The organism is Trueperella abortisuis (assembly GCF_030811095.1).
Lineage (GTDB): Bacteria > Actinomycetota > Actinomycetes > Actinomycetales > Actinomycetaceae > Trueperella > Trueperella abortisuis.
In genome coordinates this window covers 69,931-94,058 of the sequence record NZ_JAUSQL010000001.1, presented here as the reverse complement: position 1 = coordinate 94,058, position 24,128 = coordinate 69,931, and the positions used below count along the sequence as shown (strand labels likewise).

The 24,128-nt window shown below is 62.7% G+C and carries 25 protein-coding genes and 3 tRNA genes; 11 read left to right on the top strand and 17 right to left on the bottom strand.

Annotation, left to right across the window (positions count from 1 at the left end):
- Positions 1-42 precede the first annotated feature (42 nt).
- On the top strand, positions 43-738 hold the full coding sequence (locus J2S45_RS00430; RefSeq protein ID WP_307634156.1) for a DsbA family oxidoreductase: 696 nt from the start codon (positions 43-45) through the stop codon (positions 736-738).
- 140 nt (positions 739-878) lie between these two features.
- On the opposite strand, the gene J2S45_RS00425 is transcribed toward J2S45_RS00430, so the two are convergent.
- Entirely contained in the window at positions 879-1,352 is a 474-nt protein-coding gene (locus J2S45_RS00425) for a ribonuclease H family protein (protein ID WP_307634155.1), read from the bottom strand.
- A 191-nt stretch (positions 1,353-1,543) separates the two neighbouring features.
- Here J2S45_RS00425 and J2S45_RS00420 point away from each other — a divergent pair, with 191 nt between their 5' ends.
- On the top strand, positions 1,544-2,452 hold the full coding sequence (locus tag J2S45_RS00420; RefSeq protein ID WP_307634154.1) for a macro domain-containing protein: 909 nt from the start codon (positions 1,544-1,546) through the stop codon (positions 2,450-2,452).
- Between the two features lie 163 nt (positions 2,453-2,615).
- Here J2S45_RS00420 and J2S45_RS00415 read toward each other — a convergent pair whose 3' ends face one another.
- Together J2S45_RS00415 and J2S45_RS00410 are read right to left on the bottom strand one after the other, a co-directional pair.
- On the bottom strand, positions 2,616-3,293 hold the full coding sequence (locus J2S45_RS00415; RefSeq protein ID WP_296931861.1) for a hypothetical protein: 678 nt from the start codon (positions 3,291-3,293) through the stop codon (positions 2,616-2,618).
- Between the two features lie 485 nt (positions 3,294-3,778).
- Positions 3,779-4,066 carry a hypothetical protein gene (locus tag J2S45_RS00410; protein WP_296931863.1) on the bottom strand — a complete coding sequence of 96 codons (288 nt, stop codon included), beginning with the start codon at positions 4,064-4,066 and terminating at the stop codon, positions 3,779-3,781.
- 308 nt (positions 4,067-4,374) lie between these two features.
- Here J2S45_RS00410 and J2S45_RS00405 point away from each other — a divergent pair, with 308 nt between their 5' ends.
- Positions 4,375-5,421 (top strand): IS481 family transposase, encoded by a 1,047-nt coding sequence (locus J2S45_RS00405; RefSeq protein ID WP_307634153.1) that lies wholly within the window; start codon positions 4,375-4,377, stop codon positions 5,419-5,421.
- Between the two features lie 22 nt (positions 5,422-5,443).
- On the opposite strand, the gene J2S45_RS00400 is transcribed toward J2S45_RS00405, so the two are convergent.
- Entirely contained in the window at positions 5,444-6,565 is a 1,122-nt protein-coding gene (locus J2S45_RS00400) for an IS1249 family transposase (RefSeq protein ID WP_296929937.1), read from the bottom strand.
- Positions 6,566-6,859: 294 nt separating this feature from the next.
- Positions 6,860-6,946: transfer RNA gene (locus J2S45_RS00395), tRNA-Leu, on the bottom strand.
- 184 nt (positions 6,947-7,130) lie between these two features.
- On the opposite strand from J2S45_RS00395, the gene J2S45_RS00390 reads away from it, so the two are divergent.
- The 6 genes from J2S45_RS00390 (at position 7,131) to pknB (ending at position 14,524) form a co-directional block, all read left to right on the top strand.
- Positions 7,131-7,829, top strand: coding sequence for an FhaA domain-containing protein (locus tag J2S45_RS00390; RefSeq protein ID WP_296931865.1), 699 nt, complete (start codon positions 7,131-7,133; stop codon positions 7,827-7,829).
- The gene (locus J2S45_RS00385) at positions 7,826-8,317 is read left to right on the top strand and encodes an FHA domain-containing protein FhaB/FipA (RefSeq protein ID WP_307634152.1); all 492 of its coding nucleotides are present in this window, start codon (positions 7,826-7,828) and stop codon (positions 8,315-8,317) included. The genes J2S45_RS00390 and J2S45_RS00385 overlap by 4 nt, the downstream gene beginning before the upstream one ends.
- On the top strand, positions 8,314-9,651 hold the full coding sequence (locus J2S45_RS00380; RefSeq protein WP_307634151.1) for a PP2C family protein-serine/threonine phosphatase: 1,338 nt from the start codon (positions 8,314-8,316) through the stop codon (positions 9,649-9,651). Before J2S45_RS00385 ends, J2S45_RS00380 begins: the two co-directional genes overlap by 4 nt.
- Positions 9,648-11,150, top strand: a complete 1,503-nt coding sequence (locus J2S45_RS00375) for an FtsW/RodA/SpoVE family cell cycle protein (protein ID WP_307634150.1) — start codon at positions 9,648-9,650, stop codon at positions 11,148-11,150. Before J2S45_RS00380 ends, J2S45_RS00375 begins: the two co-directional genes overlap by 4 nt.
- Entirely contained in the window at positions 11,147-12,586 is a 1,440-nt protein-coding gene (locus J2S45_RS00370) for a peptidoglycan D,D-transpeptidase FtsI family protein (protein ID WP_307634149.1), read from the top strand. Before J2S45_RS00375 ends, J2S45_RS00370 begins: the two co-directional genes overlap by 4 nt.
- A gap of 90 nt (positions 12,587-12,676) precedes the next feature.
- On the top strand, positions 12,677-14,524 hold the full coding sequence (gene pknB, locus J2S45_RS00365; RefSeq protein WP_307634148.1) for a Stk1 family PASTA domain-containing Ser/Thr kinase: 1,848 nt from the start codon (positions 12,677-12,679) through the stop codon (positions 14,522-14,524).
- A gap of 43 nt (positions 14,525-14,567) precedes the next feature.
- On the opposite strand, the gene J2S45_RS00360 is transcribed toward pknB, so the two are convergent.
- Together J2S45_RS00360 and J2S45_RS00355 are read right to left on the bottom strand one after the other, a co-directional pair.
- Positions 14,568-14,723, bottom strand: coding sequence for a hypothetical protein (locus J2S45_RS00360; protein WP_270973639.1), 156 nt, complete (start codon positions 14,721-14,723; stop codon positions 14,568-14,570).
- Complete coding sequence (locus J2S45_RS00355) at positions 14,723-15,502, bottom strand: class E sortase (RefSeq protein WP_296931876.1); 780 nt, start codon at positions 15,500-15,502, stop codon at positions 14,723-14,725. Before J2S45_RS00355 ends, J2S45_RS00360 begins: the two co-directional genes overlap by 1 nt.
- A 147-nt stretch (positions 15,503-15,649) precedes the next feature.
- On the opposite strand from J2S45_RS00355, the gene J2S45_RS00350 reads away from it, so the two are divergent.
- Positions 15,650-15,925, top strand: a complete 276-nt coding sequence (locus tag J2S45_RS00350; protein ID WP_270973641.1) for a cell division protein CrgA — start codon at positions 15,650-15,652, stop codon at positions 15,923-15,925.
- 342 nt (positions 15,926-16,267) lie between these two features.
- On the opposite strand, the gene J2S45_RS00345 is transcribed toward J2S45_RS00350, so the two are convergent.
- Positions 16,268-16,879 carry a rhomboid family intramembrane serine protease gene (locus J2S45_RS00345; RefSeq protein ID WP_307634147.1) on the bottom strand — a complete coding sequence of 204 codons (612 nt, stop codon included), beginning with the start codon at positions 16,877-16,879 and terminating at the stop codon, positions 16,268-16,270.
- A gap of 102 nt (positions 16,880-16,981) precedes the next feature.
- Entirely contained in the window at positions 16,982-17,503 is a 522-nt protein-coding gene (locus J2S45_RS00340) for a peptidylprolyl isomerase (protein ID WP_270973643.1), read from the bottom strand.
- Positions 17,504-17,709: 206 nt separating this feature from the next.
- On the opposite strand from J2S45_RS00340, the gene J2S45_RS00335 reads away from it, so the two are divergent.
- Positions 17,710-18,525 carry a hypothetical protein gene (locus J2S45_RS00335; RefSeq protein WP_307634146.1) on the top strand — a complete coding sequence of 272 codons (816 nt, stop codon included), beginning with the start codon at positions 17,710-17,712 and terminating at the stop codon, positions 18,523-18,525.
- Between the two features lie 151 nt (positions 18,526-18,676).
- Here J2S45_RS00335 and J2S45_RS00330 read toward each other — a convergent pair whose 3' ends face one another.
- The 8 genes from J2S45_RS00330 to gyrA all read right to left on the bottom strand — a co-directional run bounded on the left by J2S45_RS00330 (position 18,677) and on the right by gyrA (position 24,127).
- Positions 18,677-19,060: a hypothetical protein gene (locus tag J2S45_RS00330; RefSeq protein ID WP_307634145.1), complete on the bottom strand. Its 384-nt coding sequence runs from the start codon at positions 19,058-19,060 to the stop codon at positions 18,677-18,679.
- Positions 19,057-19,242: a hypothetical protein gene (locus tag J2S45_RS00325; RefSeq protein WP_307634144.1), complete on the bottom strand. Its 186-nt coding sequence runs from the start codon at positions 19,240-19,242 to the stop codon at positions 19,057-19,059. Before J2S45_RS00325 ends, J2S45_RS00330 begins: the two co-directional genes overlap by 4 nt.
- A 714-nt stretch (positions 19,243-19,956) precedes the next feature.
- Positions 19,957-20,235, bottom strand: a complete 279-nt coding sequence (locus J2S45_RS00320) for a hypothetical protein (protein WP_307634143.1) — start codon at positions 20,233-20,235, stop codon at positions 19,957-19,959.
- 303 nt (positions 20,236-20,538) lie between these two features.
- Positions 20,539-20,614, bottom strand: a tRNA-Ala gene (locus J2S45_RS00315).
- Positions 20,615-20,737: a DLW-39 family protein gene (locus J2S45_RS00310; RefSeq protein ID WP_270973647.1), complete on the bottom strand. Its 123-nt coding sequence runs from the start codon at positions 20,735-20,737 to the stop codon at positions 20,615-20,617.
- Positions 20,738-20,760: 23 nt separating this feature from the next.
- A tRNA-Ile gene (locus J2S45_RS00305) sits at positions 20,761-20,834 on the bottom strand.
- A 161-nt stretch (positions 20,835-20,995) separates the two neighbouring features.
- On the bottom strand, positions 20,996-21,421 hold the full coding sequence (locus J2S45_RS00300; RefSeq protein ID WP_270973648.1) for a DUF3566 domain-containing protein: 426 nt from the start codon (positions 21,419-21,421) through the stop codon (positions 20,996-20,998).
- Between the two features lie 60 nt (positions 21,422-21,481).
- Complete coding sequence (gene gyrA, locus J2S45_RS00295; RefSeq protein WP_307634142.1) at positions 21,482-24,127, bottom strand: DNA gyrase subunit A; 2,646 nt, start codon at positions 24,125-24,127, stop codon at positions 21,482-21,484.
- Position 24,128: the final 1 nt, after the last annotated feature.

Genomic DNA, 24,128 nt, shown 5'->3' with positions numbered 1-24,128 from the left:
TCCGGGCGACACTTTCGCCGCACTATCTGTAGTCTGGGGTGCATGGAACATGACATCGTGGTTCACGTGTGGTCCGACATCGCCTGCCCGTGGTGCTGGATCGGCAAGCACCGCCTGGAAAAAGGCATCGAGGAGTCGGGGCAGAAGGTCGCTGTGGAGTACCACAGCTACCAGCTTCAGCCCGACGCCGGGGCCCCTGTGCCCTTCGCCACCTCCCTGTCAATGAAGCACTTCTCCGCCGACGAGGTCTCCGAGGTGCTGGCCTCCACCACAGAGCTTGCAGCCGCCGAGGGCCTGACGATCAACTGGGATAAGGTCACCGAGGTCAACACGTTCCTGGCTCACCAGCTCGTCTACGCAGCCAAGTCCCGCGGCGAGACCCCCGAGGAGGCCGCGCTGCTCGGCGCGCAAGCCTTCGAGCGCCTCTACGTCGCCCACTTCACCGAGGGCCGCAACCTCGCCGACACGGATGAGCTCATCGACATCGCGGCCGACCTTGGCCTTGATCACGACGACGTTGCCGACGAACTCGAATCCGGCGAGCATGCGGATTCCGTGCGCGCCGACATCTCTTCCGCCCGCTCACTCGGGATCGAAGGCGTGCCGTTCTATGTGGTTGGCGGCAAGTTCGGGATCTCCGGCGCGCAACCGGCCAGCGTCTACGCCGACGCGATCCAGCGGGCCATGGCCGAGATGCAGGTGGCCCACGCCCAGGAAGTGCCAGTCGAGCAGGACTAACCGGCCGGGGTAGGCGGCTCGTGGGACGCACGGCTCCCCGGACCACGTACTCCCCGGACCACGCAGTCCCCGGGCCGCGTACGCCCCGGCCAGCGGCGCCGGACGGCGCCGCTGGCGTTCGCCCGGCGCGCTTTGCCGAGCTAGGAACGCAGGCCCGAGTGCAGGCCCGTCTGCTCCACCGCCAGCCGGTCCGCCAGCTCGTTCGCGGCGTCACCGGAATGGCCGCGCACCCACTCCACGTCCGTTCGGCCCGTGCGCGACTCGTACAGGTTCACCATCTTCTCAATCAGCTCCCGGTTGAGCACCGGCTTGCCGTCCGCCTTCTTCCAGCCCCGCCGCCGCCAGCCCGGAGCCCACTCGGTCATCGCCTTGATGACATACGACGAATCCGAACGCAACAGTAGGTCCGCCTCCGGGCCCGCGAACTCGAGCGCCGAGATCATCGCCGTCAACTCCATGATGTTGTTCGTCGTCGTATGCGCACCACCGGCCGCCGTCCGGCCCGAATACTGCTCCACCCACGCCCAGCCGCCCGGGCCCGGGTTCCCCGAGCACGAACCGTCCGTCGCAATCACCAGGTCATAGCCCGCCTTGGGCCGTCCAATCTCAGTCATGGGACCAGCTTAGCGGGCGCCTCCGACAAACTTTTCCGCTCCCGCGCCAAGCGCCCCACACCCGCCTCGCCCCGATCACGGCGTCAGCGTCGGACGCGCGGTTCCCCAACGACGTCGTGCACTCAGCCCTCGCGGTTCCAGCGCGCGGCGAACTCGGGTAATCTGGGAGGTATCAAACTGAGGAAGGTAAGATGCTCCAGCTCGACGACTATAGGGACGCAATCAAACTCTCGGAGCCATTCCCCGAGCCCAACGACGACACCCGCTCCACCTACGATCTACTCATGACGGCGCTCGGTGGCCTCAACAAGAAGCACTACACCGGCACCGGGTCCATCGCCCACCTCTCTACCGACGACGGCCTCTTGCGCTGGCTCCAGGCCGAACTGGCCCTACGCGAACCCGGCCCGCTCAACCCGATCGCCTCCCGCGCAATTAACACCCTGCTCTACCGGCAGGTCGGCTTACACGGCCGCGTCGAGGCCAAGAACCTGCGCCGTATCCACGATCTCCTTCCCGAGAACGACTTCGATTCCTCCACCGAGACCGTCCTCTTCCGTGGGGACATGCGCCAGCTCGTCATCGACGCCGTCGTCAACACCGCCCTGCCCACCCTCACCGGGTGCCGCATCCCGCTCCACGGCTGCCTTGACTCCGTACTTCACGCCCAGGCCGGCCCTTGGATGCGCAACGACTGCGCCACCATCATGGAGCTCCAGGGCACCGACATCGAGGAACCGGGTCAGGTCAAGATCACGCGCGGCTACCGCCTCCCAGCCAAGTACGTCATCCACACGGTCGGGCCCGCCGTGCACGACGGCGTCGTCACCGCCGCGGACCACGAAATCCTTTACAACTGCTACTGGAACGCCCTCGAGCTGACCCGGCAAATGCCCGACGTGCGCTCCATCGCCTTTCCCGCCATCGCCACTGGCTACAACGCCTTCCCGCTTCGCCGTGCCGCGAAGATCGCGCTCGACGCCGTCAACACCTGGATGGATCGGCACGGCCACAACCTCGACCTCATCGTCTTCTCCGTGCATTCGGAGGCCGACGCGATGACCTACGCCGACGTCATCGACACCTGGATCGACGACTAAGGTTGGCCCTCCGCGGGCTCGCCGCATCTCGCGGCTTAGCGTCGCGTTTGTCGAAAAAGCCAAAAGGAGGGCGCGGGCCGAATGCCCGCACCCTCCTTTTTCTATGTCAGTCCCTCTTCCGGCCGAATTCGTCGTTTCGTTACGCCGGCGGTCCGAAGGTACCTTACTCGGCGGCCACCTTGCGTCCCTTGTAGACGAAGCCGAAGACCGTCAACAGCAGGCCGACGACGGCGAGTCCGGCGCCCGCCAGCTTCGCAATGGTACCGAGCAGCCCCCAGCCGTAGGCGTTGAGGAGCATGCCGCGCAGGGTATTACCGTCGAGCAAGGTGTCGTAGCGCAGGCTGTTGAGGTTAGCGACCTCCGCCGCGATGTCGTACTCGGTGAGCGGGTTGGCGATCTCGGCCTTGACCATCTTGGTGATGGTCGCATCGTCGGCGGCGGGGTTATCGGCGGCGATCTCCTCGGTGAGCACGGCCTCGCGATCGGAGGCAATCTTGCCGACGGTGGCGAACGTCGTCGTATCGGGATCAAGCCCGGCGTCGACAACCGCGGCACGCATGTGAGCGTGGATGTAGTGGTTGGCGAAGATGCGGGCCTGGTCGCCCGTCACCACGGCCTCGCCCGCGACCGGGTAAAGCGCGTCGGCGTCTTCCTGGGCGATGCGACCGGCCTTGAGCTGGCCGTCGATGGACTCCGTCGTGGGCAGGACGACGTCCTGCTCCTCGAGCTGAGCCTTAATGAACGAATCCGCGTAGAGGCCACCGCTGAGGGCAGCGATGCCGACGACGAGGAGGATAATGCCGAAGATCTTCGACAGGGTTTTGTAAACCTGTGTAGCCATAGTTTCCTCTCATGACCCGCCCGGCGAGGCGGGGTTTTTCGTGACACTTGTGGTGTCAGTGGACCAGTTTGCCGGCTGAACATCGCGTGATCGAGATGGCCACCCAGCCCTGCGTGCCCTGAATAATATGTCTCCGCGGCGCCCGCGAAAAATCCAAACCGTCACGTTTTACTGAAGGATTCAACTAATTTGCCACAAAACGGCGCATACGACCATGGTCGTAGGACCATAGTCCCGGTTTTGGGTGGGCGTGTGCCCCTTTCGTGGCGCCGACGAACAGGTCAACGACGGCGACGCCGGGTCGGTTACACCACCACAAACTTAGCGACACACCCGAACGTCCCACACCGTTCGGCCAGGTCACCTCACTGGTGGCAGACCAAGGTCACGGGTCACTTCAGGTAGCTGTTGGGCATAGGTTGGGCTGTGTGGTCACGAAACCGAACCGGGCACCGCCACCCCCACATGGGACGCGGACCGTTCATCTACGGAATAAGAAACGATGCAACGAGAAATCCAAGGGCGGCAAACACTGCGACCGCTGCCAGCGCACGTCCTTTCTTTCCCTCCGTCGTCGTATTAATGACGGCCAGAACCGCCGAAGTGATCATAAGTGCGAGCCCAGAAAAGGCAAAGATACTGGCCGCATCCGGAAAAGCTGTCATCAACGTAAAGAGCAATACTCCGGACCCGAAGATCACAACTATGAGAATTTGATTCCTCTGCTTCTTTCCCGAATACGTTTTACGGACACCTTCGTTCTCAGTATTCACGTGTTCCTCCCAGACTAACCCGCTCAATGTCACATTAACAGCAAGATGCGCTTAGTTGGCTTCGGTGCCCTCATTTGGCTTATAAGCCAAAACGGAACGATGACGCGAGACATAGCAACAAAAAATTAAAAAATATCTCGCGACATAGCCGGAACTATGTCGCGAGACATCACAATGGTGCTCGAGGGGGTGTGTGGTTTCACGACATCGTTCCGCCCTCACCGTACGCCCTGCTAGTACAGCTCTCTCACGAGATCGTTCCGGGGTGTCTCACGTGATCGTTCCGCCTCAACCGGCATCGTACGATCATGAATAACACACAAAAGAACCGCGTCATTGTCATGGCCATCATCGAAGGAAACATGAGCACCACTGAAGCTGCTCACCGGTTCAACGTCTCCACCAGATGGGTACGAAAACTCCTCCAACGCTACCGCGAAGGAGGCCTAGAAGCCGTCGACCCACAATCGAAAGCACCCCGATCAAACCCGCACCAATACACCGACACGACCATCACCCAAATACTAAGCATCCGAAACCACCTCACCAACCACGGACTAGACAACGGACCACACTCGATCTGGCTTCAATTACCTCAAGCCAACCGCCCATCAGTAGCAACAATCTGGCGCATCCTCAAACGCCACAACCTCATCACACCCCAACCTCAAAAACGACCACGCTCATCATGGATCCGCTTCGAAGCAGCAACACCTAACGAAACCTGGCAATCAGACTTCACCCACTGGCCACTAGCAGACCGAACCGACACCGAAATCATCACCTGGCTCGATGACCACTCCCGCTACCTCCTCCACGTCTCAGCACACCAACGCATCACCACACCCATCGTCATCGACACCTTCACACGCACTACCGATATCTACGGACTGCCAGCATCAACACTGACCGACAACGGCATGGTCTACACCACCAAACTCGCCCGCGGAAACCGTACTAACACCCAACCAAACGGCTTCGAACAACTCCTAGCCGACCTGAGCATCACACAAAAGAACGGCCGACCAAACCACCCCACCACACAAGGCAAAATCGAGCGATACCACCAAACCCTCAAAAAATGGCTACGCGCCCAACCACCAGTCACCACCATAAACGAACTCAACACACAACTACGCCACTTCCAAAACCTCTACAACACCCAGCGCCCCCACCGAGCCCTGGCAAACGCAACACCCGCACATGCCTACAACGCACTCCCCAAAGCACAACCCACCATTGAAAAAGAACCACACACGTTCTGGCGAATCCGCTACGACAAAGTCGATAACGGAGGAAAAATCACCATCAGATACGCCGGAGAACTACGCAAACTCCACATCGGAGGCTTATAGGCCAAAATGTGTTGGTTTCGGTTTAGTAGGTTTCGTGCCAGGTTCCGTTGTGGTGGAAGTCGGTCCAGTTAACTGCGGTTCCCCATCTGTCGATCTCGGCTTGTGCTTGGGCGCGGTGGCTGGCCTTGTCGAATTGGTCAATGATCTGCTGGTCGGTGATCGTGGTCTTGAGGATGTGTGCTGGGGTGGCAGGGAACTCGGTGTGCAGGTAGCACCACCACAACACGGTCTTGACCTGGTGATCAAGACTCATGCCCCGGTGGGCTCGTAGCACGCAGCGTAGTTGGGTATTAATCCCGCCCTCGATCAGGTTCGACGTCCTGGGAATGGGGTCACCTTCAAGGTCAAGGGCGGGATCAAGGAAGGTGAACAGCGTGCCTTGTTTGACCAGCGTGTTGAGGCAGTTCTTGGCCTGGATCAGCCGGGCATGGGTGGGAACGAGGCGTCCGTCTGGTAGCCGGGTGCGCTGGGCGAGGAACTGTTTGTAGGTGGTGTTCCAGGCGGCGAGTTTGCTCATCCATGCCACTGCCTGCTCATAGGTGGCGACCTCGAGCAGGGCTTGAGCAAGACCGTAGAGATCAACACCTGCCTGAGTGCGTGGCCGGGTGGTGGTCTTACGCTTGACCGCGCTATAGGCGTGAAAGACGCAGCGTTGGATCCGGGTTCCAGGCCAGGTAGTCTTCACCGCGCTGGCGATGCCTTGCCCACCATCACACACGACAACATCTGGGGGCGCGATCCTCGACATCAGCGCTTGCCAGGCGCGGGTGGTCTCGCCCTTGGCCACGTACCAGCCAAGCACGTGAGTCTTGGTACACGCGATCAGGACGACCAGCTTGTGGGACAGGTAGATCCCGTCAACAAAGACCACGTGGCTGACTTCGTCGACCAGTGGGGAAACTGGCCATAGATGCCAAAATGGTTCGTTACGCCGTCGTATGGTGCGTGCCTTGGGCCCGTAATCGGCCAGGGTGTGTTTGCCGGTGACGAAGTCTAAAAACGCACTGAAATGCCGGGCGCGGGTATCGTTACGCCGAGACTGGCTTGCCCCACATGTTGGACAGCGCAACCTTGGCCTACCTGCTCGAGTTGAGCCCCATTTTTGCGTCGTGCCACCACAGATTTTGCATCGAGGATTTCCCATCCCCACATTCAAGCCGATTCAAACCCCGACCTTGCCACGGAATATCAATCAAAAACCGGGATAAAACCAACACGACCTGGCCAACCAAGAACTCAAGTCACAACCAGTCCAACCCCCACCTTTCGGCTTTATAGCAACGAAAGACAGCCCAAAAACCAACACAACCTGACCTATAAGCCTCGACAAAACCAAAAAATACCAACCCAAAAAACGGAACGATGACGCGAGACATAGCGACAAAAAATAGAAAAAATGTCTCGCGACATAGCCGGAACTATGTCGCGAGACATCACATGGTGCTCGAGGGGGGAGTTGAACCCCCACGCCCTCGCGGGCACACGGACCTGAACCGTGCGCGTCTGCCTATTCCGCCACTCGAGCAAGCGAAGAACAGCCTACACGGGAACGTGCCCCCGCTCCAAGTCTCCGCGGCGTACTATGCCGCGTTTCTCACTTTGTCCGCTCAGGGCGCGCTCACAGGCTGATCCACCTGAAGCGAAGAACGAGTAGCCTAGGTAAAAGGACTATGGATTCAGCCACGTCGGTGGCGTGCGAAAGGATCACGATGAGCGCATTCGACAGGATTGAGCGCGGCATGGAGAACGCCGTCGAAAACGTATTCTCGCGCGCTTTCCGCTCGGACCTTAAGCCGGTGGAGTTGGCCTCGGGCCTGAAGAAGTCGATGGATGACAGGGCGGCAGCGGTCAGCCAGGACCGTGTGGTCGTGCCGAACGAGTTTGAGATTCTGCTGTCGGAATCAGACTTCCACAAGCTGGGAGAGTGGGGTGAGGACGCGATGCGCGACGAGCTGACGGAGATCGCCACCTCCCACGCCCGCAACCAGCGCTACACGTTCCTGGGCCCGATCAAGATCACGTTCAGCTCCATGCCGGAACTCTCCCGCGGCAAACTCTTGGTCCGTGGCCGTTCGAAGCGCGGCCCGGCCGCACCCGCCACCACCCCGGAGGCCACGCCTGAAAACCCGATCATCGAGGTCGGCGGGGAGCGCTACCTGCTCACGGGTGCCGTCACGGTCATCGGCCGGGGTTCCTCGGCGGACATCACGGTCGACGACGCCGGTGTCTCCCGCCGTCACTTGGAGCTCCGCGTTACCCCGGGCGGCGTGATCGCCACGGATCTGGACACAACGAACGGCACCTACGTGGAGGGGCACCGGATCACGGCGGCGACCCTCCTGGACGGCAACACGATTACGATCGGCCGCACCCGCATCATGTTTTGGACGAGCCCGGAGATGCTATGAGCGCCCTCGTTGTCACGCTTTTCCGCTACGGCTTCCTCATTCTCCTGTGGCTGTTCGTCTTCGCCGTGGTTCTCACGGTGAAGAAGGACGTCTACGGCACCCGCGTCACGTCCCGCACCACGGGTAGGCCCCAGGCCAAGGTGGCCGCCCGCACGACGGCGCGTCCGCGGCGCGCGTCCACCCCCACGCCTCGCGCCGCCGCCCAGCCACACCTGGTGGTCAGCGGCGGCTCACTCGCCGGGAGCACGATCCCGCTGTCGGGCTCGATCACGGTGGGCCGCTCCCCGGATTCGGCCCTGGTGCTGGACGACGGCTACACCTCGGCACGCCACGCCCGCTTCTACACGGACGGACATGACTGGTACGTGGAGGATCTGAATTCGACGAACGGCACGTGGGTGGGCGGTACGCGCATCTATGAGCCGACCCGCCTGAGCTTCGGCACGCCCGTGACCATCGGCAAGACAACCCTGGAGATACGCCAGTGAGCATTTCTTTCCGCTGCGCAGCAGTTTCCGACGTCGGCCTGATTCGTAAGTCTAATCAGGATGCTGGCTATGCCTCCACCAACCTCATCGTGTTGGCCGACGGGATGGGTGGCGCAGCCGGCGGGGACGTGGCGTCGTCGGTCGTGGTGGCGCACCTGGCGCAGGTTGACGACAGCCACCCCGCTGAAGACATCTTGCCCGTGCTCACCAATACGCTCGAGGACGCCCACGCGGAGCTCATCGCGCGTTCGGCGGAGACGACGTCGTTGGCCGGGTTGGGCACGACATGCATCGCGATCATGCGCGCGGGCAACAAGCTCGGCATGGTCCACATCGGCGATTCGCGCGCCTACCTGTTGCGAGAGGGAACGCTGACCCAGGTCACCCACGACCACACGCTCGTCCAGTACCTCGTCGACCGGGGCGAGATCACTCCGGAGGAGGCGGAGAACCACCCGAAGCGCAACGTCATCATGCGCAACATCGGCGACACCCCCGAACCGCTCGAGATCGACCGCTCGATCCGCGAGGCCATCGCGGGCGACCGCTGGCTGCTGTGTTCTGACGGCCTGTTCGGCGTCGTGTCGAAGGAACGCATCACGAAGACGCTCACGGACTACCGCGACCTCGACGCGTGCGCGAACCGCCTCGTCGACCTGGCGCTCGCCGCCGGCGCGCCCGATAACGTCACGGTGGTGTTGGCTGACGTCGTCGACGACGACGTTGCGCCCGGCCCTCCCCTGATCGTGGGGTCAGCGGCGGTGGATGCTCACAGACCCACGCGGGGGACGACGTCGGCGGCGGGGAAACTATCGCGCTGGACGCCGGGGGAGTCGGTCGAGGTCGCGCAGGAGCGGCGCAGCCCGTGGGCACGGATCGCGGCGACCATCGCGGTGCTCGCCATTGCGGTGGGTAGCGTGTTTGGCGCCTACGCCTGGAGCCAGACCCAGTATTACGTGACGCAGGCGGGCGGAAAAGTCGCGATCTTCCAGGGCGTACCGCAGAAGCTAGGCCCGCTCACCCTGTCCCACTTGCACGAAAAATCAGATCTTGAGGTTGCGAGCCTGACGACAGTGGCCCAGGCGCGCATCGCCGAGCCAATCACCCGCGACTCGCTCGCCGAGGCGCGCACGGTCGTCGCCGACCTCGCGGCGCAGGTGCGCGAGCCGGACCCGATCATCGTCGAGCACCCAACCCCCGAGCCCAGCGTGTTTCCGACCACCGGCACGCCACCCTCGGGCAGGGATGCGACGACGCCGGGCAGCTCCGACTTCCCGACCGACTCCACCACGATCCCGTTGCCCACTGACCCGCGGCCGGAGGAGAGCCAATGAGCGTCGTCACCCAGAAGACCGCGCGTACGGGCCGATTCCGCGAGTTCCTTCTGCTCGTCCTCGCACTTGCGGTGTGCCTGCAGGCGTGGGTCATCGTCCATCACAGCGTGAGCGTGGAGGAGGTCTCGGCGCTGCCGGAAAACTTCTGGATGGTCACGGGCGTGGCCGGCGGCCTCATTCTCGCCGCCCACCTGGTCATCCGGTGGCGGGCGCCGTGGGCGGACCCTGTCTTCTTCCCGATCGCGGTGGTGCTGACCGGGTTGGGCCTAGTGATGATCCACCGGATCGACTATTCGCTCCTCGCCAGGGGCAAAGCCGCACTCGTGGGCGGGCAGTTGATGCTCGCGGTCGTCGGTGTGGTGCTCATGGTGGTGACCGCCGTGCTCGTCCACCATCGCGCGCTGCGGCGCTTCACCTTCACCTCCCTCGCGCTCGGCACGATCCTCCTCCTGCTGCCGATGGTGCCGGGGCTGGGCCGCTCGGTGTACGGCGCCCGCATCTGGATCAACGTCTTCGGTTTCTCCTACCAGCCCGCCGAGCTGGCGAAAATCTTCTTCGCGATCTTCTTCGCGGGCTACCTCGTCAGCCAGCGCGATAACCTGGCGCTGGCCGGCAAGAAGGTGCTCGGCATCCAGCTGCCGCGCGGGCGACACTTCGGCCCGCTGCTCGTGGGCTGGCTGGGATGCATGGGCATCCTCGCGATGGAGAAAGACTTCGGCACGGCACTGCTTTTCTTCGGCCTGTTCGTCGCCATGTTGTACGTGGCCACCGAGCGAGTCTCCTGGCTGATCATCGGCGGCGTCCTCACCGCGATTGGCGTCTATTTCCTCGTGCAGATCATGCCCCACATCCAGGCGCGCTTCGACATTTGGCTTCACGCCCTCGACCCCGAGGTTTATTCCGCGCGCTACGGGTCGTGGCAGATCGTGCAGGGATGGTTCGGCATGGCCTCCGGCGGCCTGCTCGGCACGGGGCTTGGCCAGGGCTACCCCGGCAACACGTTCGCCGCGAACTCCGACCTTATCGTGGCCTCGTTCGGCGAGGAGCTCGGCCTTGTGGGCCTGCTGGCGATCTTCTCCATCTACCTCCTGCTCGTCCAACGCGCGTTCAAGACCGCCCTCGACCTGCGCGACGGCTTCGGCAAACTCCTCGCCTCCGGGCTCGGCTTCACCGTCGGCCTGCAGTGCTTCATCGTGGCCGGCGGTGTCACGGGCGTCATCCCGCTCACCGGCCTCGCGATCCCCTTCCTGTCCCTCGGCGGTTCGGCGCTGCTGACGAACTGGATCATCGTCGGCCTCCTCATCCGCATGTCCGACGCCGCCCGCCGCCCCGCCTTGCCCTCCTCAGCGCCGCTCCCGGATCTTCCCGAGTCTCCCGACGACGATTGGCCCGACGCCGACTGGCCCACCGATGCCCACGATCCCGCTTCCGCCACCGCGTCCGGCGAGCCCGACGATGCGACCACCAACGACCGCTACCCCACGGAGGTGGTCCGATGAACCCGCCGCTACGTAAGCTCTCCGTCGTCGTGACCATCATGTTCCTCACCCTCATGGTGGCCGCCACGTCGTTGCAATTCTTCCGCGCCCCCTCGCTCAATGCCGACACCCGCAACGCCCGCACGCTCTACAAGGAGTACGGGGTCAAGCGCGGGCCGATCATCGTCGCCGGCGAGGCGATCACCGGGGTGGAGGAGATCGACTCTCCCTACAACTACCTGCGCACCTACCTCCAGCCCGACCTGTATGCGCCGATCACGGGCTATTTCTCGGTCATCCACAACGCCATGACCGGCATCGAACGTGCCGAGAACGGCATCCTCGGCGGCAGCGATTCCCAGCTCGCCACCCAACACCTGCAGGAACTCCTCACCGACGCCGACCCGGAGGGCGGTGCTGTCTCCCTCACGATCGACCCGGCCGCACAGCAGGCCGCGTGGGATGCCCTCGGGGACCGGCAGGGCGCCGTCGTCGCGATCGAACCCTCCACGGGCAAGATCCTCGCACTCGTCTCTAAGCCGTCTTTCGACCCGAACACGATCGCCTCCCACAACCGCGAGGAGGCAAGCGCCGCCTGGGACACCCTGAACGCCGACCCGGCCAAGCCGCTACTCAACCGCGCCATCGGTGGCGACCTGTACGCTCCCGGCTCCGTCTTCAAGCTCATTACCGCCGCTGCGATGATCGAAAACGGGCTGAGCGCGGACTCCGACGTCGAGGCGCCACACACGTACTCCCCGCCCGGCACCTCCCACGAGATCTACAACCCGCTCAGGCGCCAGTGCGGCGACGGCTCCGGCACCGTGCCGTTGCGCGTGGCCTTCACCGAATCCTGCAACACCGCCTTCGCGATCGGGGGCCTGAATCTCGGCGCCCAGAAGATGCGCGCGACTGCCGAGGCCTTCGGCTTCGGGCAGGATCTGCAGATTCCGCTCACCGTCCGCCCCTCGGAGTTCCCCGATCCGCAGGACGACGCCGCCCTCGCCATGGACTCCTTCGGCCAACGCGACGTCCTCGTCTCCCCGCTCCAGATGGCGATGGTCGCCGCCGCGATAGCCAACGACGGCACCCTCATGAGGCCCTACCTCGTGGATAAGACTTTCACCGCGGACCTCGGCGTCCTGTCGACCACCAGCCCCACCGTCTTCTCCACCCCGATCTCCACCCGGACGGCCGAGCAGATGCGGTCGATGATGATCGACGTCGTCAACAAGGGCATCGGCTCGTATGCCGCACTCAATTACGTGCAGGTGGCGGGCAAGACGGGGTCAGCAGAGGTCGCCAACGGGGTCGAGCCCCACGCCTGGTTCGCAGGATTCGACGCCACCGACAACCCGAAGGTCGCCGTCGCCGCGCTCGTCATCAACGGTGGAGACGGCGGCAGCAATGCCGGCCCGGTCGCGCGCGCCGTCATAGACGCGGTGGTGGGCCGTTGAACTGTAACCGTATCGTAACCTCGATAGTTGGCAATCACGCGCCGCTTTGGGGCAGTATGTTTGAAGGTGTGAGGGAAAGGAAAGTTCGGCATGGCTGACGTACCCCGTATCCTAGGTGACCGCTACGAAGTGGGTGACCTGATCGGCCGCGGAGGCATGGCGCAGGTTCACCTGGGCTACGACACCCGTCTCTCCCGCACGGTCGCCATCAAGGTTCTACGCACCGACCACGCCCAGGATCCCACCTTCATCGCTCGCTTCCGGCGCGAGGCGCAGTCCGCCGCCGCCCTCAACCACCCCTCGATTGTGGCCGTCTACGACACGGGCGAAGAGACCGTGACCTCCGAGTCCGGCCGCACCCTTTCGCTTCCCTACATCGTCATGGAGTATGTCAAGGGCCGCACCGTCTCCCAGCTGCTGAGCAACGGCGACGCCCTGCCGATCGACGAGGCGGTGCAGATCGTCGTCGGGATCCTGTCCGCCCTCGAATACTCGCACCGGGAGGGCATCGTCCACCGCGACATCAAGCCGGGCAACATCATGCTCACCCCGGACGGCAAGGTCAAGGTCATGGACTTCGGTATCGCGCGCGCCGTCGCCGATTCCTCGGCCACGATGACGCAGACGAACTCCGTGGTCGGCACCGCCCAGTACCTGTCGCCCGAGCAGGCCCGCGGCGAGGTCGTCGACGCCCGCTCCGACCTGTACTCCACCGGTTGCGTCCTGTTCGAGCTGCTCACCGGCCAGCCTCCCTTCCGCGGTGACTCCGCGGTGGCCGTCGCCTACCAGCACGTCTCCCAGCAGCCGCCGGCGCCGACGTCGATCGCCCCTGACATCCCCAAGGCCCTCGACAGGGTGGTCACCAAGTCGCTGGCCAAGCGCCGCGAGGATCGCTACCAGAGCGCCGCCGAGATGCGCGCCGACCTGCTGGCCGCCATTCGCGGCGGTGAGGTTAGCGCTCCCGCCGTCGGCTCGTGGCAGACCCAGGTCATGTCCGCACCCACGCAGGTCGCCGCCACGCCGCCCACGCAGGTCGCCCCTACCCCGCCCGCGCAGGCTGCCAAGACGTCCACCCAGACCGCCATGCCGGTCGCCGAGGACTCGCGCTCGCGCAACAAGATCTTCATCATCCTAGGCATCATCCTCATCCTGCTCGCCGCCGCGGGCATCGGATACGCGATCTACAACGCCAATTCCTCCCCAGAGGAACCGACCTCGACGCTCGCGCAAACCACCGTCCCCGACCTCACCGGGATGAACGAAACCCAGGTGCGGGCCGCCCTCGAAGAACGCAAACTCGTGCTCAACGTGGGCGACCCCGTGGAGGACAACGAGATCCCCGAAGGCGTCTACGTCTCCTCCAATCCCTCCATCGCTACCACGGTCAACGAGGGCGACACTGTCACGGTCCACTTCTCCTCCGGCGTCGGCTCCGTGGAGATTCCCAACGTCGCCAACGGCGTTTACACCCAGGACCAGGCCAAGGAGATCCTTGAAAACGCCGGGTTGCGGGTGGGCCGCGTCGACGTCCAGGACGTGCCCGGGCTGGCCAAGGACACCGTCTCCGCCACCTCCCCGGAGGCCGGAAACAGCGTCAAACGCGGCAGCCAGGTCAACCTTGTGGTCGCCTCCGGCGACGTCGTGCTCACCGACGTTCGCGGCATGAAGATTGACGAAGCCGAAAACCTCCTCACCAACGACCTGCGCATCCAGTCGATCTCGATCACGGACGTGGAGACGGACCAGTCCGAGCCCGGCACCGTTTTGTCCATGAACCCGGCCGCCGGGAAGGTGCCCTACAATCAGCGCGTCGAGCTCGTCATAGCCAAGGCACCTACCGCTACCCCGACCGAGCAGCCCACCCAGGCTCCGAGCACGGGTCCGAGTAACGGGCCGACGCCAACCGATCCGGCACCCAACAACAATTCGGGCAAGTAGAATGCCCCGGCCGCGCGAACGGCGCGGCCGGGCCTCGTCGTCGTTAGCCGACCGTGTTGTCGACCAGGTGTGTGTTCTCCATCACCCACGGGTAGACGTATTCGAACAGCAGGTATACCACGCCGAAGATGAGGGCTAGGGCCTCAATGACCTTCAGCCAGGTCGGGCCCGGAAGCATGCGCCAAATCGCTGCGTACATCAGTTCGTTCCTTCCGCGTTAGTATCCACAAGCTCCTTCGGGAGCCCATCTGCACGCTTCGTCCAGTAGTCGAACTCAGCGTGGACCACCCATCGCTCGTTGGACACAAAGGGCGGGTGGCAGGTGGTGATCGTTAGCAGTCGGCGCGTGGCCTCCGACACCGGGGTGCCGTTGGTCAGTGAGTCAAACGCCATGAACGGGTCGGGGGCGACCGTCCACACGTCCGTCGGTTTGACGATCTCGTCCGCGATAATCTTGTACACGTAGAAGGCCTCCGCCGTCTCCACCACAATCGCGTCGCCCTCGTTGAGGTCCGGTACGTTGAGCATCGGGGCGCCGTAGGTTTGCCTGTGGGCCGCCGTCGCGAAGTTGCCCACCTGACCCGGGTAGGTCGTGTCCGTGTAACGTCCGAAGGAACCCTTATCGAGGACCGTGGCCAGGTCGGTTCCGTTCTGGATCGTGTAGGCGTAGTCGAGGCCGAATGCCGGGATACGCATGATGCCGATCGTTTCGCCCTCGCCAGTTGGCCCCGCCCACTCCGGGGGCGGGCCGGGCTGGGGTTGCGCGACCCCGTCATCCGGAACCGTGCCATACTCCTCGCGGAGCGTGACGATGGCAGCTTCCTGCTGCTTGTTCGCCTCAATGTCCGTCCACCAGATCTGCCACACAATGAACAGCCCGATGACGAGGCCAGCAGTGATCATCAGTTCCCCAATGACACCGAGGATTCGGCCGAACAGGGAGGGTTTGCGCCGCGCGTGCTCCGCCTTCATCATCATCTCCTCGAGTTGACTCCTTTTGCACTCCATAGTGTATGTCATCGTCACCGCATCTCCGCGTGATGAAGACTTGCCCTGTGGATGATTCCCGTTTCTCCTTTTATCCATATAGGATTTGGGGGTAAGTTCCGCACAGAAGGATAAGCGATGCCCGAATCGAAGAAGCGCAAGAAGGTCGTTGAGCGCAGGATTGCCCAGCAGCACGCGCAGGAGAACCGTAAGAATGCCGCTCCCGCGCAGTCTCCCCGGTGGTGGGTTCCCGTCATGGTCGGCCTCGCCGTCCTCGGTCTCATTATCATCGTCGTCGCCTACATCACCGGCGGACGCTTCCCGATCCCGGGCCTATCCAACGGCAACATCAACATCTTCGTGGGCATCGGATTCATGCTGGTGGGCTTCCTCATGACGATGGGATGGAAGTAACGCTTCCTGACCGCGCGGCCACCCAAAATCCCCGTCACATCAGTCACAATATTCTCACGCGTCACACCAGTCCCGCGGTGCGGCTGTTGGGCGGGGCTAACTCGTGAATCTGGGCCTAAAAAGCCCTGTTTTCACGACGAAATCTCTCAGATTCACCAGTTAGCTACACGCCCGCCTAAATGACACGGATGTAATTCTCCACAGACCAAGCCACAGCTGGGGACAACTCGAATTACATGGGTGTAATTTTCCACAGGGTAAACCACACCTGGGGATAGCTATCGATGATTAGCGGGACCGGCATGGCAACGTCCTGCCCTTCGCGCGGCTAGATCCGCGCCGCTAGATCCACAGGATGAGCCCGGTCAGCGCAAGCACCGCCAACCCGGAGGCGATATCGAGGAACGCTCGGGTGCGCAGGCCTTGCCCGCCCTCGCGGATCGAAAGCCATAGCCACATCAGGAACGCGCCCACGAGTAACCCGCCGACGTGTGACTCCCACGAAATCCCCGGCATCACAAAGCCATACACAAGATTGATTCCGAGGATGACGAGGATCCCCGACATGTTCGCATTCACCTTGCGATACATGATCATCAGCGCGCCAAACAGCCCGAAAATCGCGCCGGAGGCGCCCACCGCGCCGACATTCCACCCGCCAGTCAGGTTGGCAACCGCGTATACCGCGGCATTACCCGCGATGGCGGACAGGAAGTACAACGCCAGGTATCTCGCCCAGCCGAGCGCCGGCTCAAGCGCACGCCCCAGCAACCACAGCGCATACATGTTCAACACGAGGTGCCAAAAGCCGCTGTGGAGGAACGCTGAGGTGATGAAGCGGTAGGGTTGCGCCTGCGCCAGGGGAGGGTAGAACATGAATTCCACCCCCACCTGGGGCTGCAGACGCTCCGCAAGCGCCATGACGGCGCACAGGACGATCAGCGCCGCAGTCACCGGGGCATGATAACGACGCCGGACGAACATCCGCCTCCGGAAACCGGGAGCTCTTTCCTCCTCGCCCGACACTCCGTCGAACCGTTCGGCGTCGTCCATAAGCTAGTCGACGACCGTCACCGAGTTGATGACCACGTCCTGAAGCGGGCGATCCATCGGGCCGGTCTCGACGCCGGCAATCGCGTCGACGACAGCCTGGGAGTCGGCGTCGTTAACCTTGCCGAAGATCGTGTGCTTGCCCTGCAGCCAGGTGGTCGGAGCGACGGTGATGAAGAACTGCGAACCGTTCGTGCCGCGGCCGCCCTGCTTGCCGGCGTTCGCCATGGCGAGCACGTAGGGCTCGGTGAAGTTTAGTTCGGGGGCGATCTCGTCGTCGAAGCGGTAGCCCGGGCCGCCGGTGCCGGTCCCGAGCGGATCGCCGCCCTGGATCATGAAGCCGGCGATGACGCGGTGGAAAATGACGCCGTCGTACAGCGGATCCGTGGTGGTCTGCCCCGTACGCGGGTTGATCCACTCGCGCTTGCCCGTGGCGAGCTCGGTGAAGTTGGCGACCGTTTCGGGAGCGTGCTCCGGGTAGAGGTCGATCTTGATGTCTCCGTAGTTTGTATGCAGTGTTGCTTCCATATGGCTAATCCTCCCACACCCGCCCGGGCCGGACGGGCTTTCTCCACGCATTCGTTTCAGCACACCGCTATGGGCGAAATTTACTCTCTCAATGAAAAGAGGGGGCATTTGCCGAGATAATTCGGCTAGCGTCCTGCGAAATAGCCAACTACGTGGAAAGATAATGGTAACGCGCGGCACAACGCCGTCCAGCAGTGGAGGTAAACATGTCTTTGTTCAAGAAGAAGAGCACGAAAGATAAGGTGGCCGATCAGGTCGAGCCGCTGGCCGAACGTGCAGCGGAGGTCGGCAACCAGATCGGTTCGTTGGTGAAGGATTCCGTTCGGGCCGCGGTGAACTGGGCCGAGCCGCTGGCCGCCGACGCCTATGAGAAGGCCGCGCCCCTTGTGAAGGACGCCGCCGAGAAGGCACGCCCGTACGTCAAGGAGGCCTACGACAAGGCTAACGACGTCGCCCACGACGCCGCCGAGAAGGCTCGTCCCTACGTCGCCGACGCCACCGCTCGGTATGAGGAGACCTCGGCGCTCGTGCGCGAGGATTATCTTCCCCGCGCCAAGCGCGCCGCGCAGGCGGCCCTCGACGAGGCCCGGTCTAACTCCGGTGATTTGACGAGCCGCGCGAACGCCGTCGTCGCCGCGTCTAAGAAGGAGCTGGCCAAGCCGGAGAAGAAGAAGCGCGGCCTGCGCAAGTGGATCGGTTTCCTCGCGGTAGCCGGCGCGGGCGCTGCCGCCGCCTACGTTGCGTGGGCGCGCTCTCGGCCGGTCCAGGATCCGTGGGCCGAGGCCTACTGGGAGGACGTCTCGGTGCCATCCGATGAGCCCGAGGATTCGGCTACGGCGGCCGGCGCGGCAGCGGACGCCACCACCGCCAAGGAGAAGGTGGAGGAGCAGGCTGCCGAGCATGAGGTCATCACGGAGGACGTCTCCGAGGCCGAGCTCAAGGAAGAAGAGCTGAAGGAGAAGGTCGAGAAGACTCGCGAGGAGGAGGCCGCCGAGGCGGCCGGGATCCTCAAGGAGGACTAGCTCCTGCGGAAGGGCCAGGCCTGTCGGCTGAGGGCCAGGCCTGTTGGCTGCAGGGATAGCGAGGCCGCTGATTGAGCTTTGGCCGTGACCTGTGTGGGGGGCGGGGTGCGATGCGCACCCCGCCCCCCACATTTTCCGTCATCCGAATCAGTCAGCTGTTCGCAAGTTGGGAGACACGACCTTTCGTTATCCCCAAGAGCGTTCCGATATCCGCTGTCTTCATCCCTTCACGGCGCATTTCCTTCACGGCGTCGCGCTGAACCTGTTGCGCCCGCTGTTGGGCGCGATCAGCTTCGTGACGAGCCTGAGTCGTTTCAATAGTGAAGTTATGAATCCGAGGCGCAAATGTCATCATCCGGGCATCACCTGGGGTCGGAAGATCCGGATCCTCCCTGGCGATCTCAAGCGCATCATCGATCATCTGGTAAAGCTCAGCTAAATTGCGGCCCTGGGTGTGGAGGGTATTACTATCGAGTTTGATAGTCGCGATCCACCACCCCGATTGGAAATCGATATGGATGTATGGCGTAGTCATCTTGATGCCTCCTCAATAATCCCTTGAGCTGTCAGTTCGTTAATCTCGCGGTGGCGAGGGACGATGAGCACTTTGGTACCAATCTTGATCTCGGTGTGTCTTCCTCCTTCAGCCACGGTGAAGTTCGTGCCCTGCTTTCTGGCGATATCGCGCAGCTCTCGAATCAGGTCTTTTCGCTTCACACGCTCCAGTTTAACATGATTAAACCTCCATGTATAGGGCACTAAACCTATGGTTAGGCCCGATCCGGGGAGACACGGACAAATCACTCGCCCATATGTACTCCAGGCATGCCCGGTACTGTTGCTACCTACCAGCCGGTATATTCACGACTTCTGTAGGCCACCCCGGTCACCGGCGTACTTAGGCGGGATAATCCGGGCTTCGCTCCAGGCCAAGTTATGACTATTAGAATGGATATGACGGGTCTGAACTATGCGAATCCGACCAGGTAGCGGTGGCTAGAGGACCAGGCCCGGCCAAATGTTCGTCATTATCTTATTCATTCGCGGGCACAAGAGCATCTTGAAACTGGTATTACTCGTCGTTAGTTCGTCGGCGCCTTCAATTACCGAGACGCCGCTTCCATTGGTATCCACCGGGTATCCAACTCGATGTCCGGAAAAGAGGTTAATGCTGGGCTCCTCGTCGACCTTTAGCGGAATCCAGTGGTGCTCGCAGGTTTGCGCAGTAAACTTGCGCACAACTTCCTGAGCCTCACGAGTAAGAAAACCGAACGGCTGTCTTACCGTTCGGCTATCGCCGTGGTTACCTAGTTTCCGAAGATGATACAAAGCGGTGTGCGTGGCGGCGGTGGTGTGGATGGGCTTTTTCGTTTGATAACAAGCCAAAACAAGGGTTCTTGAGTTTCGTGACGACGTTGCTCAGGTCGCTTTTCAGGGCACCCGAGCCCGAGCCGCAGCAATATCGTTCCGAGTTCGCTCATCAAACACCGGCAGGTTAAACCAATCCCCACCAGGATGCTTCCCTTGATGCCACGCGGTAAGCGCATGGTCGATAGCGTTACGAGCCACCACTTCCACCATCGCGGTGGCACCCTGCAATGCCGTGGCAAGCTGAATGTTCCAGGCATACAGTTCGAATGCGTTATCAAGGTCACCATCGGCAGCGGTGATATAGGTAGCCATGCGCTCTTCAGAAAGCAGATGCACCACGTGACTACCATCCCAAGCTCTACCTGCCATTGACACATCCGCCTCCTGCAGTAAAATAGGTACCGAAGACCCCGGAACGATCACCAGCCTCGGCTGAATCGCCGGGGTTACGTTTATCCAAGTCTACCTGCGGGCGCTTGTTTCAAACTAGCGAGATGTTGCGTTGCCCGAGCTTTAGGCCGTGCTTGGTAGAATTGGTCAGAGTCGTTCACCATTTATGTGCTTTGTCTTTCAAAGGAGCAGCTACGACCATCAACAAACAAGACCTGCTGGCGCGAAATTATATCGACACCAGCAGGCAGTTGGTGGAGCCTACGGGACTCGAACCCGTAACCCCCTGCTTGCAAAGCAGGTGCGCTACCAATTGCGCCAAGGCCCCTTAGAAGCTAACCGGGTCAGTCACCTGTCGCCACGTCGCCTGGCGCTGCATGTTCTTTTGAACCTGGAGGAAGACGATGTAACCTCCCAGGCCAGCCAAACACACCAGAGCGAACCTCTTCATCGTGACCTTCCTCAATTAACGAGTGGGCGTACGTGGACTCGAACCACGGACCTCCACATTATCAGTGTGGCGCTCTAACCGACTGAGCTATACGCCCCTCTCCTGAAGGATGCCGAATAAGGTTAACTCATTCCTCCGCACTTCTCCAAACCGGATATCGCCTGAGCGCTCGACGTCACATTTACGCCCCCTCGGGCGCTACTTCACGCCGTGAGCGCTGCTGGCCACCTTCGATCTGGCTGGGCCGACCCGCGCCCGCTACTCGTCCGTTACGGTGATGCCGAGCCCGCCTACGAGCATGGCGACCACGTTGTACAGGAGCGCCATCACGGTGCCGAACAGGGTCATGAGCACCACCTCAATAACGCCCACGACGACGGCGAAGGACACGACGCGCCCGAACTGCATGAACTGGCCTAGCTCGAGCAGCGGCTCGGAGTTGAGGGTCACGAGCAGTTCGTTGATGCGTGCCCACACGTGCATGGCGTCAAGCGTGAACCACAAGAGGATGGCGGCGATGACGATCATGATGCCCACACCCACCGACACAAGGAAGGAAAGCTTGAGCGCGGACAGTGGGTCGATGCGCGAGATGGTCATGCGGACGCGGCTGATGCCCACGTCCACCTTCTCCTCCGCCTTGGGCTGCTCGACGCTATCTGGGGTCTGCGTGGTCTCGGTCATGAGAGATCTCCGTCGTTGATGTTCCTACTGGTATGACGCTACCGCTTTTTGGGCGACCGCTCACCCTTCTTGGGGTGGATTGTTTTCGCCCGACGACGCCGTCGCCTCGGTTTCCGCCGTCGCCTCGGTTTCCGCCGTCGCCTCGGTTTCGTCCGTCGTCTCCACGACGCCGTCGGCCGAGCCTACCGATTCACCCGAGGCTACGGAATCCGCGCTGTCGGCACTATCGCTGTTCTCGGATTCGAAAACGGGCGCCATGGCAATGACGCGGTCGCCTTCGTCAGGGCGGACGAAGCGCACGCCCTGGGTGTTGCGGCCGGTGAGGTTGACCTCGTCCACGAAGGACCGCACGACCTTGCCGCCCTCCATGATGACCACGACCTCGTCGCCGGGCTTGGTGATGAGCGCGCCCACGAGGTCGCCGCGGTTTTCGGCGAGCTTGGCCACCCGGATGCCGAGGCCTCCGCGATTCTGTGGCCGGTACTGGTCGGCGTTGGTGCGCTTGGCGAAGCCGCCGTCGGTGATGACGAAGACCTCGGAGTCTTCCCTCACCACCTCCATGGCCAGCAGCGAGTCCCCGTCGCGGAACTTCATGCCGCGGACGCCACTCGTCGCGCGCCCCATGGGCCGTAGCGATTCGTCGTCGGCGGTGAAGCGCAGCGACTGTCCCTTGCGGGAGACAAGGATGAGCTCGTCGCCGCTGTTGATCAGGCGGGCGGAAACAACCTGGTCGGTGGATCCGTCCACGTGTTCGCGCAGGTTGATGGCAATGAGGCCGCCGGTCCGGGCCGAGTCGTAGTCGGCGAGCTTGGTCTTCTTCACCATGCCGTCCTCGGTTGCGAGCACGAGGTAGTCGGCCTGGTCGTAGGAGCGCAGGGTAAAGGCGGATGCGATTTGTTCGCCCGGTTGCAGTGCAAGCACGTTGGCCACGTGCTGCCCCTTCGACTCCCGGGAACCCTCGGGGATCTCGTATCCCTTGACGCGGTAGACCCGACCCAGGTTCGTGAAGAACAGGTGCCAGTCGTGGGTGGAGGCGATGCCCATGTGTTCCACGACGTCGTCGCTGCGCAGCGTCGTACCCTTGACTCCCTTGCCGCCGCGGCGCTGGGCGCGGTACTCGGAGACCTTGGTGCGCTTGATGAAGCCCGAGCGGGTCACGGTCACCACGATCTCATCTTCGGGGATGAGGTCCTCGACCGTCATCTCGCCGTCGAAGGGAAGGATGGTGGTACGACGGTCGTCGCCGTAGCGCTCCACCACCTCGTTGAGCTCCTCGGAGATGATCGCCCGCTGGCGGGCGGGCTTGGCGAGGATGTCGCGGTATTCCTCGCATAGGGCGAGCTTCTCGTCGCGTTCCTCGATGATCTTTTGCCGTTCGAGGGCGGCCAGGCGGCGCAGCTGCATGGCGAGGATGTGGTCAGCCTGGATCTCGTTGATGCCGAGCAAATCCATGAGCCCGGTCCGCGCCTCGTCCACCGTGGGAGAACGCCGGATGAGGGCGATGACCTCGTCGAGCATGTCGAGGGCCTTGACCAGACCCTCCAGGATCATGAGGCGCTCTTCGGCCTTTCGCAGGCGGTAGGCGGTGCGACGGTTGATGACCTCCACCTGGTGCTGTACCCAGTAGTGGATGAAGCCGTCAAGGGAGAGGGTGCGCGGCACGCCGTCGACCAGCGCGAGCATGTTGGCCGAGAAGTTGTTTTGCAACTGGGTGTGCTTGTAGAGGTTATTCAGCACCACCTTCGCCACGGCGTCGCGCTTGAGCACGACGACGATGCGCTGGCCGGCGCGGCCCGAGGACTCGTCGCGGATGTCGGCGATGCCGGACAGGCGCCCGTCCTTGACTCCTTCGACCATGCGGTCGAGCAGGCGGTCGGGGTTAACCTGGTATGGCAGGTCGGAGATGACAAGCGACGTGCGCCCGTTGACCTCGTCGATCTCGACCTTGGCGCGCTGGGTGATGGTGCCGCGGCCGGTGCGGTACATGTCCTCAATGCCCTTGGTGCCGAGGATCGTCGCTCCCGTGGGGAAGTCCGGACCCGAGATGCGCATCATGAGGTTGGCGAGCAGCTCGTCGCGCGTCGCGTCCGGGTGCTCGAGGTACCACTGGGCTCCCGCGGCGACTTCGCGCAGGTTGTGCGGCGGGATCGACGTGGCCATGCCGACGGCGATGCCCTCCGATCCGTTGATGAGGAGGTTCGGGATGCGCGAGGTGAGGACCACGGGCTCCTGGACGGAGCCGTCGAAGTTAGGTTGGAAGTCGACGGTGTCTTCGTTGATATCTCGGACCATCTCGACCGCCAGTGGTGCCATCCGCGCCTCGGTGTACCTCGGCGCGGCCGCCCCCAGGTCGCCGGCCGTACCGAAGTTGCCCTGGCCAGCCACGAGCGGGTAGCGAAGGTTCCACGGCTGAACCATGCGAACCATGGTGTCGTAGATGGCGGCGTCGCCGTGCGGGTGGTAGTGGCCCATGACGTCGCCGACGATCTTGACCGACTTGGAAAAGGCCGAGTCGGGGCGGTAGCCGCCGTCCCACATCGCGTAGATGACGCGGCGGTGGACGGGCTTCATGCCATCCCGGACGTCGGGCAGCGCGCGCCCGACAATAACTGACATGGCGTAGTCGAGGTAGGAGGACTCCATCTCGCGCTGGAGGTCGACATCCTTGATGTTGCCGTGTCCAAAGCTCACAGTATTCTCACTCACG

Coding starts and splice junctions, on each gene's coding strand:
- J2S45_RS00430 (WP_307634156.1), top strand. CDS start 43: ATGGAACATGACATCGTGGTTCACGTGTGGTCCGACATCGCCTGCCCG.
- J2S45_RS00425 (WP_307634155.1), bottom strand. CDS start 1,352: ATGACTGAGATTGGACGGCCCAAGGCGGGCTATGACCTGGTGATTGCG.
- J2S45_RS00420 (WP_307634154.1), top strand. CDS start 1,544: ATGCTCCAGCTCGACGACTATAGGGACGCAATCAAACTCTCGGAGCCA.
- J2S45_RS00415 (WP_296931861.1), bottom strand. CDS start 3,293: ATGGCTACACAGGTTTACAAAACCCTGTCGAAGATCTTCGGCATTATC.
- J2S45_RS00405 (WP_307634153.1), top strand. CDS start 4,375: ATGAATAACACACAAAAGAACCGCGTCATTGTCATGGCCATCATCGAA.
- J2S45_RS00400 (WP_296929937.1), bottom strand. CDS start 6,565: ATGGGAAATCCTCGATGCAAAATCTGTGGTGGCACGACGCAAAAATGG.
- J2S45_RS00390 (WP_296931865.1), top strand. CDS start 7,131: ATGAGCGCATTCGACAGGATTGAGCGCGGCATGGAGAACGCCGTCGAA.
- J2S45_RS00385 (WP_307634152.1), top strand. CDS start 7,826: ATGAGCGCCCTCGTTGTCACGCTTTTCCGCTACGGCTTCCTCATTCTC.
- J2S45_RS00375 (WP_307634150.1), top strand. CDS start 9,648: ATGAGCGTCGTCACCCAGAAGACCGCGCGTACGGGCCGATTCCGCGAG.
- J2S45_RS00370 (WP_307634149.1), top strand. CDS start 11,147: ATGAACCCGCCGCTACGTAAGCTCTCCGTCGTCGTGACCATCATGTTC.
- pknB (WP_307634148.1), top strand. CDS start 12,677: ATGGCTGACGTACCCCGTATCCTAGGTGACCGCTACGAAGTGGGTGAC.
- J2S45_RS00360 (WP_270973639.1), bottom strand. CDS start 14,723: ATGTACGCAGCGATTTGGCGCATGCTTCCGGGCCCGACCTGGCTGAAG.
- J2S45_RS00355 (WP_296931876.1), bottom strand. CDS start 15,502: ATGATGATGAAGGCGGAGCACGCGCGGCGCAAACCCTCCCTGTTCGGC.
- J2S45_RS00350 (WP_270973641.1), top strand. CDS start 15,650: ATGCCCGAATCGAAGAAGCGCAAGAAGGTCGTTGAGCGCAGGATTGCC.
- J2S45_RS00340 (WP_270973643.1), bottom strand. CDS start 17,503: ATGGAAGCAACACTGCATACAAACTACGGAGACATCAAGATCGACCTC.
- J2S45_RS00335 (WP_307634146.1), top strand. CDS start 17,710: ATGTCTTTGTTCAAGAAGAAGAGCACGAAAGATAAGGTGGCCGATCAG.
- J2S45_RS00330 (WP_307634145.1), bottom strand. CDS start 19,060: ATGACTACGCCATACATCCATATCGATTTCCAATCGGGGTGGTGGATC.
- J2S45_RS00310 (WP_270973647.1), bottom strand. CDS start 20,737: ATGAAGAGGTTCGCTCTGGTGTGTTTGGCTGGCCTGGGAGGTTACATC.
- J2S45_RS00300 (WP_270973648.1), bottom strand. CDS start 21,421: ATGACCGAGACCACGCAGACCCCAGATAGCGTCGAGCAGCCCAAGGCG.